Source organism: Helicobacter apodemus, from assembly GCF_003097575.1.
Lineage (GTDB): Bacteria > Campylobacterota > Campylobacteria > Campylobacterales > Helicobacteraceae > Helicobacter_D > Helicobacter_D apodemus.
Genome location: NZ_CP021886.1, coordinates 335,732 through 356,056, shown reverse-complemented (window position 1 = coordinate 356,056; position 20,325 = coordinate 335,732). Strand labels below are relative to the sequence as shown.

At 32.8% G+C, this 20,325-nt stretch carries 15 protein-coding genes; 7 read left to right on the top strand and 8 right to left on the bottom strand.

Going from position 1 to position 20,325, the window contains the following annotated elements; genetic code table 11:
* Positions 1 to 25 precede the first annotated feature (25 nt).
* The gene (locus CDV25_RS01700) at positions 26 to 778 is read left to right on the top strand and encodes a hypothetical protein (RefSeq protein ID WP_239056385.1); all 753 of its coding nucleotides are present in this window, start codon (positions 26 to 28) and stop codon (positions 776 to 778) included.
* Between the two features lies 1 nt (position 779).
* On the opposite strand, the gene CDV25_RS01695 is transcribed toward CDV25_RS01700, so the two are convergent.
* From CDV25_RS01695 to CDV25_RS01670, 6 genes are all read right to left on the bottom strand, one after another.
* On the bottom strand, positions 780 to 1,844 hold the full coding sequence (locus CDV25_RS01695) for a tyrosine-type recombinase/integrase (protein ID WP_034552136.1): 1,065 nt from the start codon (positions 1,842 to 1,844) through the stop codon (positions 780 to 782).
* A 160-nt stretch (positions 1,845 to 2,004) separates the two neighbouring features.
* Positions 2,005 to 2,826, bottom strand: a complete 822-nt coding sequence (locus CDV25_RS01690) for an ABC transporter substrate-binding protein (RefSeq protein WP_108910506.1) — start codon at positions 2,824 to 2,826, stop codon at positions 2,005 to 2,007.
* 31 nt (positions 2,827 to 2,857) lie between these two features.
* Complete coding sequence (locus tag CDV25_RS01685) at positions 2,858 to 3,625, bottom strand: ABC transporter ATP-binding protein (RefSeq protein WP_108910505.1); 768 nt, start codon at positions 3,623 to 3,625, stop codon at positions 2,858 to 2,860.
* Positions 3,622 to 4,599: a FecCD family ABC transporter permease gene (locus CDV25_RS01680; RefSeq protein WP_108910504.1), complete on the bottom strand. Its 978-nt coding sequence runs from the start codon at positions 4,597 to 4,599 to the stop codon at positions 3,622 to 3,624. The genes CDV25_RS01685 and CDV25_RS01680 overlap by 4 nt, the downstream gene beginning before the upstream one ends.
* Positions 4,589 to 6,739 carry a TonB-dependent receptor gene (locus CDV25_RS01675; RefSeq protein ID WP_108910503.1) on the bottom strand — a complete coding sequence of 717 codons (2,151 nt, stop codon included), beginning with the start codon at positions 6,737 to 6,739 and terminating at the stop codon, positions 4,589 to 4,591. Before CDV25_RS01675 ends, CDV25_RS01680 begins: the two co-directional genes overlap by 11 nt.
* 242 nt (positions 6,740 to 6,981) lie before the next feature.
* A complete protein-coding gene (locus tag CDV25_RS01670; protein ID WP_108910502.1) occupies positions 6,982 to 7,911 on the bottom strand; it encodes a hypothetical protein in 930 nt (309 codons plus the stop codon).
* A 267-nt stretch (positions 7,912 to 8,178) separates the two neighbouring features.
* Between CDV25_RS01670 and prpB the strand changes: the two genes are divergently transcribed.
* The 5 genes from prpB (at position 8,179) to CDV25_RS01645 (ending at position 13,545) form a co-directional block, all read left to right on the top strand.
* Positions 8,179 to 9,063 carry a methylisocitrate lyase gene (gene prpB, locus CDV25_RS01665; protein WP_108910501.1) on the top strand — a complete coding sequence of 295 codons (885 nt, stop codon included), beginning with the start codon at positions 8,179 to 8,181 and terminating at the stop codon, positions 9,061 to 9,063.
* On the top strand, positions 9,050 to 10,177 hold the full coding sequence (locus CDV25_RS01660; protein ID WP_108910500.1) for a citrate/2-methylcitrate synthase: 1,128 nt from the start codon (positions 9,050 to 9,052) through the stop codon (positions 10,175 to 10,177). Before prpB ends, CDV25_RS01660 begins: the two co-directional genes overlap by 14 nt.
* 9 nt (positions 10,178 to 10,186) lie before the next feature.
* Positions 10,187 to 11,641: a 2-methylcitrate dehydratase gene (gene prpD / locus CDV25_RS01655; protein WP_108910499.1), complete on the top strand. Its 1,455-nt coding sequence runs from the start codon at positions 10,187 to 10,189 to the stop codon at positions 11,639 to 11,641.
* 69 nt (positions 11,642 to 11,710) lie between these two features.
* Entirely contained in the window at positions 11,711 to 12,520 is an 810-nt protein-coding gene (locus tag CDV25_RS01650) for a fatty acid desaturase family protein (protein WP_204161853.1), read from the top strand.
* A 146-nt stretch (positions 12,521 to 12,666) separates the two neighbouring features.
* Positions 12,667 to 13,545 (top strand): DMT family transporter, encoded by an 879-nt coding sequence (locus CDV25_RS01645; protein WP_108910498.1) that lies wholly within the window; start codon positions 12,667 to 12,669, stop codon positions 13,543 to 13,545.
* Between the two features lie 3 nt (positions 13,546 to 13,548).
* Here CDV25_RS01645 and CDV25_RS10680 read toward each other — a convergent pair whose 3' ends face one another.
* Together CDV25_RS10680 and CDV25_RS01640 are read right to left on the bottom strand one after the other, a co-directional pair.
* Positions 13,549 to 13,935 carry an SLC13 family permease gene (locus tag CDV25_RS10680; RefSeq protein WP_269149122.1) on the bottom strand — a complete coding sequence of 129 codons (387 nt, stop codon included), beginning with the start codon at positions 13,933 to 13,935 and terminating at the stop codon, positions 13,549 to 13,551.
* The gene (locus CDV25_RS01640) at positions 13,913 to 14,950 is read right to left on the bottom strand and encodes an SLC13 family permease (RefSeq protein WP_269149121.1); all 1,038 of its coding nucleotides are present in this window, start codon (positions 14,948 to 14,950) and stop codon (positions 13,913 to 13,915) included. The genes CDV25_RS10680 and CDV25_RS01640 overlap by 23 nt, the downstream gene beginning before the upstream one ends.
* A gap of 444 nt (positions 14,951 to 15,394) precedes the next feature.
* On the opposite strand from CDV25_RS01640, the gene CDV25_RS01635 reads away from it, so the two are divergent.
* Positions 15,395 to 18,877, top strand: a complete 3,483-nt coding sequence (locus CDV25_RS01635; RefSeq protein ID WP_108910497.1) for an autotransporter outer membrane beta-barrel domain-containing protein — start codon at positions 15,395 to 15,397, stop codon at positions 18,875 to 18,877.
* The last annotated feature ends 1,448 nt before the right edge of the window (positions 18,878 to 20,325 follow it).

Genomic DNA, 20,325 nt, shown 5'->3' with positions numbered 1-20,325 from the left:
TTTAATTTTAAGATAAGGAAATTTTATGCTTAAACTAGCCTTGCAAGGATTATTAATTGCTCTATATAGTGTTTCCTCCTATGCTCTCCCAAAGGTAGATTTTAAGAATTCTTGTGTCCCCCTAGAGCAATTTTCCCCTTCCCAAAAAGAGGTTTTACTCCACGCTTATTTAGCTGGAGAAGCAGAAGGATTTGGTTATACTTTAGCAGCCATAGCTTGGAAAGAATCTTGTGCTGGAGTTTATAAGATGAATTTTCAAGACCCAAGTGCAGGAAATTTTCACGCTTATATTCCCGGAGTTATTAAACGTTATCCCGAACTTAAGCAAAATGGATTTACTCAAAATATGGTTGGAGCTATGTTAGTGGATGATGATGATTTTGCTGCAAAAATTGCTATTACAGAGCTAAAATTTTGGTATAAAGAACACAAGGGGAATTGGAAAAATATTATCAAATCCTACAACAAGGGTTATACTTGGCAAAAAAGCTCTCAATCTAACACTCAAGCAGAGTTTTATTATACAGATATTGCTAACAAAATTAAACAACTTCAAGGCTACTTTCAAACACCCCAAATGCAAAGTATTGCTTTAAATCTTTCTAAAAAATCTAAGAAAAATGATCAACCTTTCTACGCCCTCAAAGAAAAGCCCAACAAAGAAGATAAAAAAGAGATTTTTTCTTTACCAATCTACCAAAGAGCTAATGAATTTGCAGCTCCACTTATCAAAAAACCAACTATTTTTAAAGAGTTTGACTTAATAGACATTGATTGAATCATTCTATAATCTCTGTTGTAGCCCTTAATTTTTGTTTATCAAAATGTGTATAAATCCTTGAAGTATCTAAACTTGCGTGTCCTAAGGCTTCTTGCACCAATACTAAATCTTGAGATTTTTGGTAGAGTAGGGTGGCAAAGGAATGCCTTAACATATGTGCGCCATTTTTTTCTTTGCGAATCCCATTAGTTATTAAGACTTGCTCTACAATCCTACTAACATAAGCTTGAGTAAGTTTTTTGCCTTTATGATTACAAAAAAGTAAATCATCTTCAATTTCAAGCGGTCGAGATTCTACCCAAGCTGAAAAATCTGAAGCTATATTTTTTGCTTTAACCATAACGACACGTGGTTTATTGCCTTTACCCCGAACTTGTATAATATAAAGTTCCTTATCAAGCATAATATCTTTAACCTTAAGGTTTAAGGCTTCTCCAACGCGTATCCCTGTGTAAATAATAATTTTTAATAAAAGTCTATTCCTAGCACCCAAATTCATATGCTTAAAAGGAAAAGAATCAATCCCATCTAAAAACCTTTTTACTTCCTCTTCATTCATATAAGAGGGAAGCTTTTGTCCGCTTTTACCGCGTAATCCTCCCCAATTCTTTAATTCAATACGAAAAATATAAGAAGAGCCATCTTCTTCCTCATTTTGCTTATCCACAAAGCCAAAGAAGTTAATTAATGCGATTCGATAGTTTTTTTTAGTCGCATCCGATAACGCACTTGTATGGATAGTTAAAAATTCTTTTAGCATTTCTTCATCAACTTCCTTTAAAGAAGCAAATCCCAAATAAGTTAAATACTCATACAATTTTAGAAGTGGATTTACATAAGTATTAATGCCAATTAATCCCGCATTTCTACATTGTTTGCAAACTTCTTGCAAGGTTTCTATATTTTCAACCCCTTTACGCAATATATTAAGACTCGTAATAATTTCCTTTTTATTATTGACTTGATGATTAGAGAGGCTATTAAGTTTGCTATAAATAAATCTCTCAATCCAAAATAATAGATTCATCGCAAAATCATCTTTAAAATCTATGGGATAACGCATAAGCTTCCTTTTTCTTAAAAATTTCTTAAAATTTAAATACAGCCATAATTAATAAGTTGTGATTATAGCAAAAAAATATTATTTTGTATTGAAAACTATAATTTTCAAACTTTTTAATTTTATGTTTATCCCCCTACACTTTAAGACTTTTTGTTCTTGCTTAGAATTTCCCTTGAATTATTTTTACTTTAAACTCTGCGATTCTATCTGTAATTTTTGGACTTAGTCGCAATAAAATATAGGTATTAGGATTAAAGAAAATGGCAGAATTTTTAAATGCTGGAGTATTTTTTAAAAGAGGATTAGCTTCTTTAAACTTTTCAACATCCCCTATTCCAACTCCAAGGATTAAAATATCAGGCTTTGCTTTTGCCATAAATTCACTAGAGATAATAAATCTCTCAATCTCACTTTTAGGGCTTAGATTGCTAATCCCAATGAGATTTAAAATATCAGCCATTAAAGAGTTATCCGAAAAAGCCATTAAAGGATTACTAGAATAGAGATAAAACGCACTTTTTCTAATGGGGTTTTCTCTTAGTTTTTCTAATTCTTGATTAAAGTTTTTAAGCAAACTTTCCCCCTCCTTTTCTTTATGAACTAATTGGGATAATGTTTGAATATTGCTTTGAATATCCTCTAGCCTATCAGCCTTTAAATACAAGCTTTTTATCCCAAACTTTTTAAGCTCGTTTTCTAAATTTAAAGAATAAGAGCTTAGTATTACTAGAGTTGGCTTAAGTTGAACGATTTTCTCTAAGGAGGGATTAGAAAAAGTCCCAACAGAAGTAATTTTACTTGTTTTCTCCTGTGGATAAATACTAGAATGTTGCAAATTAGCAATTCCTACAATTTTATCCCCACTCTCTAACATAAAAAGCGTTTCGATACTCGCTGGGTCAAGCACAACTAATCTTAACTCTTCTGTATTAGCAAAAACAAGTCCAACAAAAGCACACCATAAAAAAATTATCTTTTTCATTCTTTTCCTTTTATTTCAATCTCTACCCCAATTACTTGATTGCTAAAATATAGGGTTTGTCCTCTTGCATAAGCACTTTACAATTTAAATCATAAATTTCTTTTAAAATCTCTTCTGTAAAGAGTTCATTAACTTTTCCATCATAACAAATTTTGCCCTCTTTGATAAAAAGAATACGCGAACAAAACATAGACGCTAAATTCAAATCGTGCAAAATCGCTACAACTGCCATATTACGCTCTTTAATTAGGGATTCACACAAATTTAAGAGTTCAATAGCATAATTTAAATCAAGTGCAGAAGTTGGCTCATCTAAAAACAAGATTTTTGGATTTTTTAGAATCGCTCTTGCTAAAAGCACCCTTTGAAATTCACCACCGCTTAAAGAAAGCACATTTCTTTCTAAAAAGTCTTCAAATTTTAAACTCTTAGCTAACTTCACCGCTTCATCCTTGTCTTTTTGGCTATAATCGCTAAAGCTATGCTTAAGCCCTGCATATTTACTCATTAGCAAAACATCAAGCACTTTAAGCGGTGTTTTAAGTTGTGAGCTTTGCGGAACATAGCCTGAAATTTTAGCAAATTCCTTTAAGTTAAAATTTTTTAAGTCTTTGCCTAAAACGCAAATTTCTCCGCTATTATAATCTAAGTTTTTCAGCATATTTTTCATTAAGGTGCTTTTGCCACAGCCATTTGGTCCTAAAATTCCTAGAAATTCGCCCTGCCCTATTTGAAAACTTATGTTTTTAAGTAGAGATTTTTGGTAATAAGAAAAATATAAATTTTTGACTTCCATCATAGCATACTCCTAGCTTTCAATGCCAAAAATAAAAAAATAGGCGCACCAAAAAATGCTGTAAGGATTCCAATAGGTAGGATAATGGGGGCTAAAAGTGTCCTCGCAAGAGTATCGCAAATAACTAAAAACAATCCGCCCAAAAGCGTGCAAAGAGGAATTACAAGTGCATTATTATAATTTTTTATCGCTAAGCGGACAATATGAGGAATGATTAATCCCACAAAACCAATAAGCCCCGTAAATGCGACCGCAAAGGAGACAGCTAAACTAGAGACAACAAGTAATTTGATTTTAAGTCTAGTGGCATCAACACCTAAATTTCTAGCTTCATCATCACCACTTAAGAGAATATTAAGCTCATTTTTATGTTTATAAAAATAACAGATACAAAAAGTTAAAGGAATAAAAAGCAAAACTACCCTAAACCACGATGCAAAACCAATATTACCCATAAGCCAAGTAATAATCTTAAAGGAATCTTCACCAATAAGATAAGTAAAAAACGAAGTAAAAGCACCTAAGAATGAAGAAGCTGCTATGCCTATAATGAGTAATGTAACTAAACTAGCTTTATTTGAAACCTTAAAGATCCCAAAAGAAAAAAGTGATGCACAAATAAAGCCAATAATTCCAAAATAAACATCCCCTAAACCAACAAGATAAGCAAGAAAAGCCCCAAAAGTTGCCGCAGAAGCTATGCCTATAATATAAGGATCTGCTATGGGATTTGAAAATATTGTTTGTGTAATAGCTCCACTACTTGCAAGTAACATTCCAATAAGAATCGCCATTATAATACGCGGAAGTCTCCCCTCTAATATAATCATTCTTTGAATTTCATCTCCTCCTACAATATAGTCAAAAAGCTCAATGGGGCTTAGATTTTCATCACCTAAGCATAAACTAGCAAGGATGATAAAAAAATAAGCGACAAAAATAATAGTTGTAAAGATAAAGGGCTTTTTAGAATACATATTTAAGTTCTAAATAATAGTTTCTTCCACTACCCACCAAGTATTGATTATCTACCGAGTTTTGATAAGTATAATAGCTTTCATCAAAAAGATTATGAATACCGCCTAAAATTTGCCAATCCTTATAAGTATAGCTTGCACCTATATCTGTTAATAAATACTCCTTTATCCAGCCCATATTTGAAATTTTCCCCGTGTTTGTATCCTTTGGTAGAATCCTGCCACCATCTTTTGCCCTTGAATAATAACTCACATCAACAAAAGTTTTAAAATTCTTATTAAAAGCATATTCAAGCGAACTTGTAGCTTTAACTTTTGAAACATAAGGCACCCTCTTACCATCATTTACACCTTTTGAAACCTTTGCGTCTAAAAAGTTAAGGCTTTGCTTAAGTGTGAGTCCATTTGAAAAACTTTGGTGCAACGCAAGCTCTACGCCTATGCGTCTTGTCTTGTCTATATTATAATACCTCCAAAAGGATCCCGTTGCAGAATGGGGATCTCCTGTATAAGAGATTTCATCCTTGCTTTGAGTATAAAAAGCCACTACATTTAAACCATAAAAATCCCACCAAAGGTCGTTTAAGCCCATCTCAAAGGTATTATACTTTTCAGAATTCAAATTAGCAGTATAGTAAGGGGGGTAGTTTGGGTTTATCCTTGTATTGTTACGATTTATAAATTGTGCTGGAGTTGGGCTTACAAAGCCTCTTTCATATTTGAAATATATTGAACCTGTATTAGAATATTGAAATTTAGGGGTAAGCTCAAAGGCAAAATTATGGGTATTTTTCTTATCCATACTAAAATTTGTGGTTGTATCAGTAGGACTGCTATTAGGAGGAACATTCATAGCCATCTCACTACGATAAGTCCTATCCCCTCTATAAGTAGCATATTCATACCTCACTCCCCCTCTAAGAGAAAATTGTTCTGTAAATTGATGAGAATCTAAGACAAAAAGCGAATGGCTTTGCTTCTTCATATCCATAATAGTTGTCATTTTATGATATACAATAGGTCCTACATTCCCATAAGAAACCCTGCTATCTCTTTTTGCATCGTGATGTTCAAAATCATAACCAACAACGAAATAAGAATTATCCCTGTAATGGTATTTATTCTTAAGCTTTAGTCCTGTTAAGGTATCTTTAAAAGAGCTTCCACTTTGGGATAAATTATAACTTATATTCATTGCTCTTCTAGCTTGAATATTTTTTATATATTTTATGGTTTGACTTTGCCAAAAAGTATTAGCGTTAAACTCCCATTCATCACTAAAGTTATGGGTGAAATCAAGACTAAACTCTGGACGCGTGATTTTTTGCAAAATATCATCAGCCCCTTTTTGTGTTGGATTTGAATCTATTTGAGCTTTTGTTAAATAACCCGTGCTTGACTTCTTATTCTTATGATAACCAACCCCAAATACTAAATTTGAATTTTCAAAATCTAAATAAGCCTTAGAATTTACAAAAAACCCTTTTTCGTTACTTCCATTTTGAAAGCCATCTTTATTAAAACCATTAATATCCGCAGAAACAGCAAAATTTTCGTTAATTTTTTTACTTAAATTAGTATTGAAGCTTCCACCCCAATGTCCAGCATCAAAAAATTGATTTTTCAAAGCCACACCTAAACTATCTTGCTTACTTTTTTTGGTAATGATATTAATCACTCCCCCTCTAGTGCCATTTCCATAAAGCACCGCACCTCCTCCGGGTATAATTTCTATCCTTTCAATATTCTCTAAATTGATAGCTTCAAGAGGCGTAACGCCGTGCGAATTATCTAGCACATTAATTTCTCTACCATCAACTAAAACTTTCACCGCAACATTTGCTTTGCTCCCCTGCCCCCTCATATCAATATTGCGTCCAAGCCCACTATTAACAAAGGAGATTCCCGGAACTCTTTCTAAGGCTTGTTCTAATGAAGAATAACCTTTTTTAGTTAATTCCTCTCCTTCAAGGACTAAAATATTCCCCACTTTTAAATCCACATTTTCTTCAAGCCCGGTAGAGGAAACAATTACATTAGGAATTTTATAATTCTCTTCAGCATTAACACTTAATGCCAAAGAATACACAATTAAGAAACCTAAAAAAGACTTTTGGTGCAAAAAGTTTCTACTATCCATTAAATACTCCATAAAAGATAAATTTAACATAATTATAATAATAAGAATGTATATTAAAATATGAAGCGGATTGTAAGAAACCATTGATAAAAATCCACTTAAATTGACAAAAAACTTTTAACCAAAATTATGAAAATATAGAGATATTCCAAATTATACTTAGGTATGGGATTTTAGTAACAAAAACCAGACTAAATCAACCAAAGTATAAAAGTATAAGGCTTTAGTAGCTTATCCCTACCCTACTTCCTATAATCCAAACTCAAACTTTTAAGGAATAAGTCTTTAAATAAACTCTTCTCCTTTATCACTTCACAGCTTTGTTCAAAGCTTAAATTCCTCTGAATACAATCCAACAAAAGACAAAGCGTTTCAATAGCCCCATTAGAAGTGATATGTATCGGACATTCTTTAGCGTTAGTATAATGCCTATGAAGCTTTTTGACAAACTCACTATTACAAATTTCTATAATCAAAGATTCCATAGGTGCTTTAAAAAACATTTTTTCCTCTTTAATATTAATAGAAGTATAAATAAGATCTAATCCATAAATTTTTTTATCATAAGAATCAAAAAAATAAAGATTTTTATTAAGATTATCTTTAAAGGTTTCAATCATTAATTCAAGAATTGCTATTTTTTGGGAATGTGTATAGAAATTCCCTATATTAGCAAAGCAAAATTCCAATAAAGATTTAATCGAATACCACTCACTAACCGCAAAAGAGTAATTTTTCATTTTCTCCCACCTTTTAATCCTATAAACTTCTATATCCTCATTTTTACTCTCTTTATACACCGCAGGACAGATAAAATCCCTATAAGCAGGATTAGGAAAGCTAGGGTGGATAATCAAAGACCCCTCATTCTCATTTTCAAAGATATATTTCAATCCCCCATAATACCCATCATCAATAATTTTAATTTCTTTTGTTTGAATCTTATGCAATAGGTTAAAAAAATCTACATCCTCACAAAACCAAATCTCTCTAGGATAATAAAAAAGCTCACAAATCTTTTCTTTAATCTCCTCACTAAGCTCTTTTTTGGTTTTAAGATTAATCCAGCTTACAAGCGTCCTCCTATCTTTATGTAGAATCTCTGCAAACTTATTGATACTCAATCTTGACTTTTTAAAAATCTCTCCTAATCTCTCCATTGAGTTTAACATATTCTAGCCCCCCATCTTTGCAATGTTACTTTTAGTAATACTTTACTCTTATTTTTAGGTAATTAGAACCCAAAAATATAGTATAGAAAATCTACACTTTGTATAAAAGTTGAATATCTTTTTAAGAAAAAGTTTATTTATACTGCATTTTACCAAAAGAAATAGCATTTATTTTTATAGAAATTGGTTTTATAATGCCTTAAACACAATTATATAAGGAGTATCACTAAATTTAACTTATGAAAACCATCATATAAAGGAGAATAAATGAGTGCAGGAAAGAGATTTAGAGAAACTTTAAAAGAAAATTCACCGCTACTTATAGTAGGGACTATTAATGCTTATAGTGCATTACAAGCTACAAAATTAGGGCATAAAGCCTTATATCTTTCAGGAAGTGGCGTTGCAAGTGCGAGTTATGGACTACCCGATTTAGGCATAGTGGGGCTTGAAGATGTGTGTATTGATGTTAGACGCATTACCTCTTGTGTGGATACTCCCTTGCTTGTTGATGCAGATACAGGCTTTGGAGGTGCTTTTAATATCGCAAGGACTATCAAAGAGCTAATAAGAGCAGGTGCGGCAGCAGCCCATATAGAAGACCAAGTAGCACAAAAAAGATGCGGACATAGACCCAATAAAGAGCTTGTTAGCACCGAAGAAATGTGCGATAGGATTAAAGCGGCGATGGACGCAAAGATTGATAATAATTTTGTGGTAATGGCAAGAACAGACGCACACGCCATAGAAGGGCAACAAAAGGCTATACAAAGGGCTTTAGCCTATGTAGAAGCGGGTGCTGAAATGATTTTTGCCGAAGCTATCCATACTTTAGAGGAATACAAAGAATTTACCAACACCATTAAAGTGCCTGTTTTAGCAAATATTACAGAATTTGGCAAAACCCCCTACTTTACCGCTAAAGAGCTTAAAGAAGTAGGAATCTCTATGGTGCTATATCCACTCTCTGCTAATAGAGCGATGAATAAAGCAGCGGTTTTAGTGTATGAGAGCATACTCAAAAATGGACACCAAAAAGAAGTATTAGAGCTTATGCAAACAAGAGAAGAGCTCTATACAATGCTTGATTATTATGCTTATGAAAACAAACTTGATAAACTTTTTAAAGGAGAAAAAAATGAGCTTAAGTGAAGCGAAAAAAAAGCAAGGCGGCTTAGCCGGAATTATAGCTGGAGAGAGTGCGATTTGCACTTGCGGATTAGGCAATGGGTTAAATTATTATGGTTATGCGATTGAAGATTTAGCAAAAAATGCAGAATTTGAAGAAGTCGCTTACCTTTTACAATTTGGAGAACTACCCACCCTCTCACAACTCAAAGAATATAAACAAAAGATTATCGCACAAAGGGCTTTAAGTGAGGAATTAAAGGCAATTTTAAGGGCAATCCCCAAAAACGCCCATCCTATGAATCTTATGCAAACTGCAGTATCAGCTCTAGGGGCATTAGAGGGGGAGAAAGAGGATTTTAGTAATCAAGATGAAAAAATCATTAGACTTTTAGGAATCCTGCCCTCAATCCTTGTATTTTGGCATCATTATGCAAATTTTGGCAAAGAAATTAGCTTTGATTCTAAACAAGAGAGTATAGGAGGATATTTTTTAGAAAAACTTTTAGAAAAAGAACCCAAAGAGGATTTTATCAAAGCTATGCACTGCTCCCTTATCCTTTATGCAGAACACGAGTTTAACGCTTCTACTTTTACCGCTAGAGTTTGTGCTTCCACCAAAAGTGATATATTCTCTGCCATATCCGCAGCCATAGGTGCTTTAAGAGGACCATTGCACGGAGGAGCAAACGAAGCAGCGATGTATTTAATACAAAGCTTTAATAGTGTAGAAGAAGCCCTCAAAGGCGTGAATGAAAAACTTAGCAATAAAGAACTCTTAATGGGCTTTGGACATAGGGTTTATGGAGCAGGAGGAGACCCTAGAAATGCTTTAATCAAAGAATGGAGTAAGCACTTAGGGGGCGATACCCTACTCTTTAAAGTTAGTGAAGCTATTGAAACTCTAATGAAAGAGAAAAAACCAAATTTGCCCCCTAATGCAGATTTTTATAGTGCATCAGCCTATCACTTTATGGGGATTAAAACAGAGTATTTCACCCCTATTTTTATTATGAGTAGGGTAAGTGGGTGGAGTGCACATATCAAAGAACAAAGAGCAAATAACAAAATCATCCGCCCAAGTAGTGAATACATAGGCGTAGAACCTAGAGAATTTGTAGAGATTGACAAGAGATAAGGAGAACAAATGAGTAATATGGGAATCTTAGAGGCAAAAAGACCAGAATTTGATGAGTTGCTAACAAAAATCGCTAAATATGTGGATGAATATGAAATCACTAGCGAATTAGCCCTAGAGACTGCTAGATATTGTTTAATGGATACTTTAGGTTGTGGGCTTTTAGCCCTCAAATACCCCGCTTGCACGAAGCTTTTAGGACCCAGTGTTGAGGGAGCAGAGTTTAGACCACTAGGGAGCAAAATACCCGGAACTTCTTATCAGCTTGAACCCATAAGAGGGGCTTTTAATGTAGGTGCTATGGTAAGGTGGCTTGATTTTAATGATACTTGGCTTGCGGCAGAATGGGGACATCCAAGCGATAATTTAGGAGCGATTTGGGCGGTTAGTGATTATATAAGTCGCAAAAATATTAGCGAGGGTAAAGAGCCTTTAAAAGTAGGTTGTGTGTTAAAGGCTATGATAAAAGCTCACGAAATTCAAGGAGTTTTAGCACTTGAAAACTGCTTTAACAAAGTAGGAATGGACCATGTTTTACTTGTCCGTATCGCCTCTAGTGCAGTAAGTGCGAAGCTTCTAGGTTGTAGCTTTGAAGAGATTAGAAACGCAATCTCTCACGCTTTTATTGATGGGGGGGCATTACGAACTTATCGCCACGCTCCAAATACAGGGAGTAGAAAGAGTTGGGCAGCAGGGGACGCCTCAAGTAGAGGCGTGGATTTAGCCCTCAAGGCAAAAAGCGGTGAAATGGGCTACCCCTCTGCTCTAAGTGCTAGTTTTTGGGGTTATGAAGATGTGAAAATGAAAGGTGCAAAGCTTACCATTCCTAAAGAATTTGGCTCTTATGTAATGGAAAATATATTATTTAAAATCTCCTTTCCCGCAGAATTTCACGCGCAAACTGCGGTAGAAGCAGCTTTGAAACTACACAATGAAGTCAAAGACCGCCTTGAGACAATAGAAAAAATCATCATTACAACCCAAGAATCAGGACACCGCATTATCAATAAGGTAGGAGAACTTGCAAACCCAGCCGATAGAGACCACTGCATACAATATATGGTGGCAATTCCTCTAATCTTTGGTAGGCTTGTTGCCGATGATTATGAAGATAATATAGCCAAAGATTCAAGAATAGATAAGCTAAGAGAAAAAATGCTTGTAGAAGTCGATGAGCGATACACTAAGGAATACTTAGAAGCCGATAAAAGGAGTATCGCAAATGCAGTGCAAGTCTTTTTCAAAGATGGCTCTAAAACCCAAAAGATAGAAGTAGAATACCCAGTAGGACACAAAAGGCGTAGAAATGAGGGAATCCCCCTACTCTTAAACAAATTTAAAGAAAATTTAGCCACCAAGTTTGACCCTAAAAAAGCAGCGGTTATTCAAGAAATTTGCAGTAACCAACAAAACTTAGAAGCTATGAATTTCAATGAATTTAGCGATTTATTTTGGCTAGGCTAAGAAAATCCATTTAGTCTTAATTAAGACTAAAAATCAAATTTTAAAACTTTCAACAACTAGGGGACAAAAATGCGTTTTGAAAAGAACATTATGAAAGATTTAAGAGCTTTATCAAAATTTGATAATTATCACGGAATTTTAGCTATATTTTGGGATTATTTCCAAATTCTATTGCTTATTGTTTTTTCTTGTTATATGCAAAACATCCTTATTTATATTTTTACAATTTTTTTCATAGGCTCTAGACAAAGAGCTTTAGCGACTATTTTGCACGAATCAGCCCATAGAGTTTTAGCAAAAAATAGAAAATTAAATGATTTCTTGGGTAAATTTGCAAGTGGTTGTCTAATTTTTCAAACTTTTAAGAAGTATAGACGAAGCCATGTCATGCTTCATCATAATTTTTTGGGTATTAAAAATCAAGATCCAGATTATGATTTTTATAGAGAATCTAAGCTTTTTCAACCACAGACAAAGAAAAGATTTATTTTAAAACATCTCATTTTTCCCTTATTTTTTAGTAAAAGCCTAACTTTTATTAAATATCTTGTAAAAAATCGTTTGGGAGATTTTAAGGACAATGAATTAAAATCTTTAATTCTTTTATGGATTGTTATTCTTTTGCTATGCTTTTATACAAACACATTAGATATTTTATTTTTTTATTGGTTTATTCCTTTAGTAACAACATTTCCAATAATAGGCTGGTTTATAGAAATGGCGGAACATTTTCCTATTATCCATAATCAAAAAGAAATGGAAAGATCTTGGAATAGATTTGGCAATAAATTAGAATTATTTTTTACAGGAATACATGCTGAAAATTATCATTTGGTGCATCATTTAATGCCTAGCATTCCTTTTTTGGAATCTTGCTAAAGCCCATAAAATAATGCTACAAAATGAAGAATATAAAAGACTTAATGAAAAAATGGGGGGAATTTTTTCCTCCGCATCCAGCTCAAATCTTTCTTTATGGAAGAAAATTTTACAACATTATAGCCATAATACACAAGGATTTGGTTATGAATAAAGCGATTTTCTACGCCACTCTAGCCGCTTTATGCAACGCCTTTGTAGGGATTTTTAGCGTATTACTTTTTCAAGAAAATTTTACAAGTTTTGAAGTGGCTTTCTTAAAATGCCTCCTTGCAGGATTAATTATTTTTATCCCCCTCCTAAAGAGGCTAAAAGACTTTTTAGTGTTGATAAAACAGCATTTTAAAGCCTTGCTTTTATGTGCCTTTTTTGGAATTTTTATGCTTTATCATTTTGAAAGTGCCGCTTATGTGGGTATGAGTGTAGCAAGTGTTGTTTTTACACTTTTTGCAAGTTCCCTACTCTGTGCTTTTTTATGCCAATGCGTATATCAAAAAAGATTTTTTACACCTAAAGAGATAATAAGCCTAATCCTAGCTTTTATCGGGCTTACTTTGATATTCATAAGCGAGGGAGGAAGCTTAGAGGATTTTAGCAATATTAAAGCTCTCATTCAGGCTATTTTAGCGGGTTTAGGTTATGGCTTATTTTTGTTTTTTACTAAATACTTTAATCTTAAAACAGGATTCTTAGGGCTTTGTGCTTTACTCTTGATAGGAAGCTTTTATTTAGCTTTTCCGATGATTCTTAATACACATCTAAATTTTCATCTAAACTTCCAAAACCTAACCCTCCTCTTAGCCCTAGCCCTCCTGCCCACCATTGGTGGATTTTACTGCACGATAAAAGCCCTAAGCTTAACAAGCTCAAACTCTGTCGCACTTATAGAGCTTAGTGAGCCTATTTTTGCGATGATTTTAGCCTTTACTCTCCTAGCACAAAGTCCAAATTTATCCCAAATCTTAGGGGGACTTTGCATTTTAGCAGCTATTATCTTTTATGAGTTTAAAACTCCTAGATACTAAAGATTAAAAAAACCACCGCCAATACAGCATACCAAAGACAATGATTAAAACAATCCCCGCCATACTTAATAAGAATCCAAACCTAAACATATCCCAGATTTTCACCCCACCTTTACTAAAAACTATCGCATTAGGAGGAGTAGAGATTGGAAACATAAACGAAAACCCCACACAAATCGTAGCAATAAGCATAACTAAGCTTTGCATAGGCACATCTAAAAAGTCTTTGGTAGAAGCAAAAATAGCAGAAAGCAAAATAGCAATCAAAGCCGTAGAACTAATAAACATCGTTAAGCACAAAACAAGTAGGCAAACACAAAACAAAAAGACCAAAATAGGCAATGTCCCAAAATACTCAAAAATAGGTTTAAAGGCATCGCCTAAATTCATTAGCTATCGCCATAGCGATACAAAACCCAGCACCGAACAAAAACATAACTTCAATAGGAATAGCCTTAGAATCTTCCCAACGCAAACAACCAATCTTAGGGACAAACATTAATAATCCAAAAGTTAGCAACAAAATATTTTCATTAAGACCAATCCCACTATAAATAGGCTTTATAGGAGAATTAAGCAGCAGCAAAAGAAGCAAAACCCCCACAAGCACAATTAACTTTTTATGTTCAAAGCTTACTCCAATACCCTCAAAAGAATCAATCTTAAGCTCTTCCTCCACAACCCTATAAGAAAGCAGTTTAATCATCACATAAAGCATACTAATGCTTAAAGGCAACATCATTAAAATCCAAGTTACAAAACTAATGCTCTCAAACTTCATAGTCTCCAAAAACCCCAAAAAGATTAAATTAGGTGGCGTTCCTATGGGAGTGGTAATCCCACTAATACTAGCCCCAAAGGCTACTGCTAACAAAAAACGCGTTTTAAGCAAGGGATCTTGCGTAATAGAATAAGCAATAGGCACGAGCAAAAGTGCAACCGTAGAATTAGAAAGCACACTGCCTAAAGCCACACTTGCAACACCAAGAGCGGTAATAACCCCCTTAGGGGTAGCAGGAAAATAACCTAGAAACTGCTTAGCCACAATCTTATGCAATCCAGTTTTCTCTACCGCAATAGCCAGCATAAAACCACCCAAAAAGAGGAATATAATAGGATTTGCATAATTACTTGTCGCACTCTTAACATCTAATATCCCAAAAGCAGGGAATAAAATAATAGGCAGCAAAGAAACAATCCCTAAGGGCAAAGCCTCATTAATCCACAAGGTAATAAGTAAAGACAAAATCCCAATAAAAGCCGCCACTTCAAAAGAAGCCTTAAAATAATAAAAACTTAAAAATCCCACAACAAAGGCAAAAAAGATTGCCAAACTTAACCCCGATAATATTTGAAAATGCGTCTTAAAACGCAATTTCTTATGCAATTTTGGTTTGAAATTCATTTTATCCTACTCCTTAAAAATATCCATATTTTAACATAAGCGGATTAACACGCAATTAGCTTACCCCACCCTGCTCCTTTAAAAACCAAAAATTAAAAGTTAATTAAAAGTTAAAATAATCCTAAATATTACTTAATAAAGTTTAAATTTTATGCTATACTAGAAATGTTAAAAATAACTTATGACAAATACATAGTAAAAATGCCTAAATCTCCTAATATAATATATATTAGGGGGGGGGGGGCAAAAAAGGAGAAATTATGAGTAATAAATCTTTTTATGTAAGCCCTATTATAAATTCTGGGGGGGGGGGGCAATAATACTCCTATAGAGACTATCAAGGTTAATGTTAAAGATTATGTTTTAAACTTAGATTTTAAGAGTAATGTTAAAACATTAGATTCTAAAAGTAATCCTAAACCTTTAGATTCTCAAAGTTTAAATATGAACTTTGATTATAAATATTCTAAACTTTTAAATCCTAAAGTTTTAGATTCTAATCTCAATACAAAAGCTATGAATCCTAAACCTTTAGATTCTCAAAGTTTAATCTCTCAATTATTTAATCCTAAGTTTTTAGATTCTAATTCTAATCTTAAACCTCTATACTCTAGGATTAATGTTAAAACATTAGATTCTAATCCTAAAATAAGAGATATTAATTTTAAATTATTAAATCCTAAATCTCTAAGCCCCTCTTTCCTCTCTTTAATCTGTGCAAGTGTTTTATTAACTATTCCTCATAGTATTAGTGCTAAAGATAATTGGGTAGCAATAGGTAATGATACTTTAGATACAACAACAGATACTAATGCTAATAAAGTAACAAAAGCACTTACTAATAAACAAATCTCTGCTTCACAAACTAAAGAATATAAAAACTTAGAAATTACTAATACTGGGAGTATTACTAATACAAATGCTAACTTTGCTATCAATATTCAAAATAATGCTACGATAGAGAGTATTACCAATAAAGGATTAATTAGTGGGAGTGGGAATCATAATATTAGTATTAATACAAGCTCTATCCAATCTTTTGAAAATATTGGAACCATAACTAATACTAATACTGGTAAATTTAACTTTAATATCACTCAAGGAACTATTGATAACTTTAGCAATAGTGGAATAATAGATTCTAAAGGTTATGGTATTGCTTTACAACCTAATACTACCATTACTAATTTTAACAACACAGGAACTATTCTTGCTAAAGAGACAAGTGGTAGGGATGCGGTATATATTAATAAAGCTACGATTAGTAGTTTTATTAATGGTGAGAATGGAATTATTAAGAGTGAGGGTAACAGAGGAGTAGGGATTAATATCTTAAATGGGACTAGCATTACTAATTTTGAGAATAAGGGGACGATAGAGGGGGGACATGGTATTTACATTAATCATTCTACTATAGAAAACATTACTAATAGTGGGACGATAGAATCAAAAAATACTGGTATATACATATATACTATTAACTCTCCAATAACTACTCTTATCAATAAGGGATTAATAAGGACTAAAGAAAGCACTGGAGATGGTGGTATAGTCATATGGGGTGGAAAGGTCGATGCTTTAGTTAATAGTGGAACAATAGAGACTAAAACCTCTGGTATTGTTGTTTTTAATAGGGACAACAGCCCTACAAGTATCAAAACTATCCTCAATGAAGGTCTCATTCAAGCCAAGTCTAGTGGTATTTTCTATGAAGTGGGGAATAATATAGAAACTATTATCAATAAAGGAACTATACAAGCAGAAAATGGTATCTATATTCATAATTTTGATTCCACAGGCAGAGATACCAAACTTGGCAAAATCATCCTAGAACCAAATAGCGTTATAGATGCTAAAGTAAGTGGTATCAACATTAATATCCAAAATGGTAAAAAAACCGAAGTAAAAGGTATAGAAATCCAAAAAGGTGCTATTATCAAAAGTTCAGATGGATCAGCTATTAATGTAGCTCCCAATAACCATATCACAGGGGATATTAATATCGCAGGAAAGATAGAAGCTAAAACAGGTATTTCTAATGCAGGAGAGATTCAAGCAAGTATTACACTCTCTGATGAAGTTAAAGACTTTAGTGTAGAAAATACTGGTAATGGTAATATTACAGGAAGTATTGAAGCTAAAGATAATGTAGCCCTAAGCCTTACTAACTCTGGCAATAGTAGCATAGGAGGCTCTATCACTTCTTCCTCTAATGCTCCTTTAAGCATTACTAACACAGGAAGTGGTAGCATAGGAGGCTCTATCACTGCTAGTGGTAATGCCCCTATTAGTATTACTAATTCTGATAATGCAAAGGTTGCAGGAAATATTGAAGTAAGTGGAGATGCTCCTATCGTTATTAAAAACGAAGGGAATGCTACCTTACAATCAGATATTATTAACTCTGGTTCTGGAAATCTCTCCCTTAGTAATACAGGGAATGCTAGTATAGGGGCTAATATTAAAAATAATGGAAGTGGTAGTTTAAGTATAAGCAATACAGGTAAAGTTAGTGATACTACGAAAATAGAGAGTAATGGAAGTGGTAAAGTAGAAGTTGAAGAATGGTTAGTCTCTACAAATTCTCAAGGAGAGGTTAAACCTTTAGAAATAACAGGAACTAATTTAAGTGTTGTAAGTGTTTCTAATGTTACCTTTGATGCAGGAAATATTACTAATCTCTCTTCTTTAGTTCAAGATCCTAAAAATGTTATTAATATTGATACTTCTCAAGATACTACTATAAGCAATCCTGCAGAGATTAATTCTAAAGTCTTTGCTAAAGCAGAATTTAAAACCAATGATCCTAGTGTTAATGTTAATGTTGATGCTTTAAGTAAAACTCTAAGCTTTTCTGTTGATGCTGCTAAGACTTCAGCAGCAGCATTAGGAAAAACACTCATTAGTAATACCCAAGCTAGAGCAAACTTTGTAAATGCTGTAATGGGTAATGCTATGAATGCGGTGAATTTAATCCATAATCAAGGAAGTGCTAATGTGTATTCTAACTTTAATAAGGCTTATGAGGAAGGAGCTATTTATGCAAACTTTGATAATTTAGGGAGTGATGCTTTACTTAGATCTAGTGAAACTAAAGATAAGAATCATTTAGCCTTTATGCTTCCTTATATCTCTAAGAGTAATACTTCTTTAAATGGAGGATTAACTTCTAAAGGACATACTAAAGGAGTAATCTTTGGTTATAGTTATTTAAATCCTAACAATAAAGATATTTATGGGATTTATGGAGGATATGATGATTTTAGTTCTAAAACTTATCCTTCAGATATTCTAGCTTTAAATAATAGAACCTATTATGCAGGAGTTAGGTATTATCATCCTTTTAATTATAAAGATTATGAACTCTTTTCTAAATTCTCTTCACAATTTGGTTTAATACAAAATGATATTTCTGAAAGGGTAGGACAAACAGAATTTAAAGGAGAACCTAAATCTTATGCTTATGATGCTAATGTTAATATGGGGATAAATATTAAGCTTAATACTAAGCATACTTTAACTCCAGAGATAGGTTTAGGTTATAATGGAGGATATTCTAAAGCTTATACGATGAGTAATGCCATCAATACTATTACAAGACGCAATTATACCCATAAGATGAATTTATTTAAAACTAAAACCTCTCTTTCTTTATATAGTGATTGGCATAAACATTTTAAGACTTTAGTGTATGCAGGAGTAGATTGGACTATGAATCCTAATGTAGATAATCCTAAAGGGAGATATTCTAATATAGGGTATTATGGAGGAGGAGAGAGTAAATTAGATAATTTAGAATATGCTTTAGGGACTACTTTAGTTATTCCTTTAAATGATGCTTTTTATTTCTCTTTAAATTATGGAATGAATGGGACTAAGAATACCACTATGCATACAGGGTATGGGAAGTTTAATTATATGTGGTAGGGTTTAATCCTTATCCCTACTTAAGAATTCTAACTATGGAATGAATGGGACTAAGAATACCACTATGCATACAGGGTATGGGAAGTTTAATTATATGTGGTAGGGGAAAGGTAGCCATACTCTCTCTATTAAATATTAAAGAGAATATTAAAGAGAAAACAATTTGCGTTAATAACATTTAGAATAATCAAAAAGAGACAAAGATTAAGAGACAATAAAAGCACTAAGCTTTATTGACTCTTTAGTTGCTCTCATACCCCCCACCAAAGATAATACTTATCCCTCCTCCTCCCCAACATACAGCACACAATAAAAATAAAGTAAAAACCCAGCTACTACAACACAATAAAGACAATAACTAAAACAATCCCACACGCTACCCCTACTTACTCTATTCCTTAAGAGTTGGTTGGTTTAGTTTGTTAGGTTAGTTTATTTTACTTACTCTTAGTTAGTATTACTTACTTTATCCTTTAAGGGTTTTATTTAGTTTTATTTAGTTTTATTTAGTTTTATTTAGTTTTGGTTATTCTTTGGTTGGTTAGGGTTGGTTGGTTTAGTTTGTTTGGTTTATTAGGTTAGGATTGGTTAGCTCTTTTAGGTAGTAATGTTTAGGTAGCCATAGCTAAGATTGGTTAGGATTGTTAGGTTAATTAGTTTCAATCAAGCTTTCTTTTATTGTATATAAGAAAGCTTTAGTAGGGTTATTGTTTGGTTAGGGTTGGTTAGTTTGTTAAGATTTAGGATTGTTTAGTGTTATTTACTTTTATTTAATCTTACTCACACAACAACAAAGATAAAGATTAAAAACCACACTAAACCAAAGATGAAGATTAACATAACATACCCACACAGCACACAATAAAAATAAAGTAAAAACCCAGCTACTACACTAAATAAAAATGCCTAAAAAGAACAGCCAACACTACACCCCACCAAATAACTAAAACCCCTATCCATTAGAGCTAATACACAGCACTAAAGATAATGATTAACATAACATACCCACACAGCATAGTAAAGATAAAAAATAATAAGGGAGTAAGGATTATTAGTTCTTATAAAGTTTTAGTAGGTTATTTCTTTGAAAGATTAAGTTTTGTTTGAATTTTCTATTTGAATCTTTTGTTGGTTATTTATTATTCTTTTAAAGTTTATTGTAGGGTTTAATAAGATTTTTAATAAATAAATTAATAAGTTTTCATAGATTTAATAAAGTTAAGGGGTTTAAGTGGTTGTTAGGTTAGTTAGTTTAGGTCTTTTAAGTGGTAATGTTTAGATAGATTTGGTAGTTTGTTTGGTTAGGTTTGTTGGGTTTAATTAGTTTTAATCAAGCTTTCTTTTGTTGTATATAAGAAAGCTTTAGTAGGGTTATTGGTTTTTGTTTATGCTTTTAAAGTTTTTAAGTTTGTTATTTATTCTTCATATCTCTTTATATGTTTTAGTTT

Bases quoted from the DNA above. Each gene is read 5' to 3' on its own strand.
- CDV25_RS01675 (WP_108910503.1), bottom strand. From the start codon at position 6,739: ATGGATAGTAGAAACTTTTTGCACCAAAAGTCTTTTTTAGGTTTCTTA.
- CDV25_RS01660 (WP_108910500.1), top strand. From the start codon at position 9,050: ATGAGCTTAAGTGAAGCGAAAAAAAAGCAAGGCGGCTTAGCCGGAATT.
- prpD (WP_108910499.1), top strand. From the start codon at position 10,187: ATGAGTAATATGGGAATCTTAGAGGCAAAAAGACCAGAATTTGATGAG.
- prpB (WP_108910501.1), top strand. From the start codon at position 8,179: ATGAGTGCAGGAAAGAGATTTAGAGAAACTTTAAAAGAAAATTCACCG.
- CDV25_RS01635 (WP_108910497.1), top strand. From the start codon at position 15,395: ATGAACTTTGATTATAAATATTCTAAACTTTTAAATCCTAAAGTTTTA.
- CDV25_RS10680 (WP_269149122.1), bottom strand. From the start codon at position 13,935: ATGAATTTAGGCGATGCCTTTAAACCTATTTTTGAGTATTTTGGGACA.
- CDV25_RS01640 (WP_269149121.1), bottom strand. From the start codon at position 14,950: ATGAATTTCAAACCAAAATTGCATAAGAAATTGCGTTTTAAGACGCAT.
- CDV25_RS01695 (WP_034552136.1), bottom strand. From the start codon at position 1,844: ATGCGTTATCCCATAGATTTTAAAGATGATTTTGCGATGAATCTATTA.
- CDV25_RS01685 (WP_108910505.1), bottom strand. From the start codon at position 3,625: ATGATGGAAGTCAAAAATTTATATTTTTCTTATTACCAAAAATCTCTA.
- CDV25_RS01700 (WP_239056385.1), top strand. From the start codon at position 26: ATGCTTAAACTAGCCTTGCAAGGATTATTAATTGCTCTATATAGTGTT.
- CDV25_RS01650 (WP_204161853.1), top strand. From the start codon at position 11,711: ATGCGTTTTGAAAAGAACATTATGAAAGATTTAAGAGCTTTATCAAAA.
- CDV25_RS01670 (WP_108910502.1), bottom strand. From the start codon at position 7,911: ATGTTAAACTCAATGGAGAGATTAGGAGAGATTTTTAAAAAGTCAAGA.
- CDV25_RS01645 (WP_108910498.1), top strand. From the start codon at position 12,667: ATGAATAAAGCGATTTTCTACGCCACTCTAGCCGCTTTATGCAACGCC.
- CDV25_RS01690 (WP_108910506.1), bottom strand. From the start codon at position 2,826: ATGAAAAAGATAATTTTTTTATGGTGTGCTTTTGTTGGACTTGTTTTT.
- CDV25_RS01680 (WP_108910504.1), bottom strand. From the start codon at position 4,599: ATGTATTCTAAAAAGCCCTTTATCTTTACAACTATTATTTTTGTCGCT.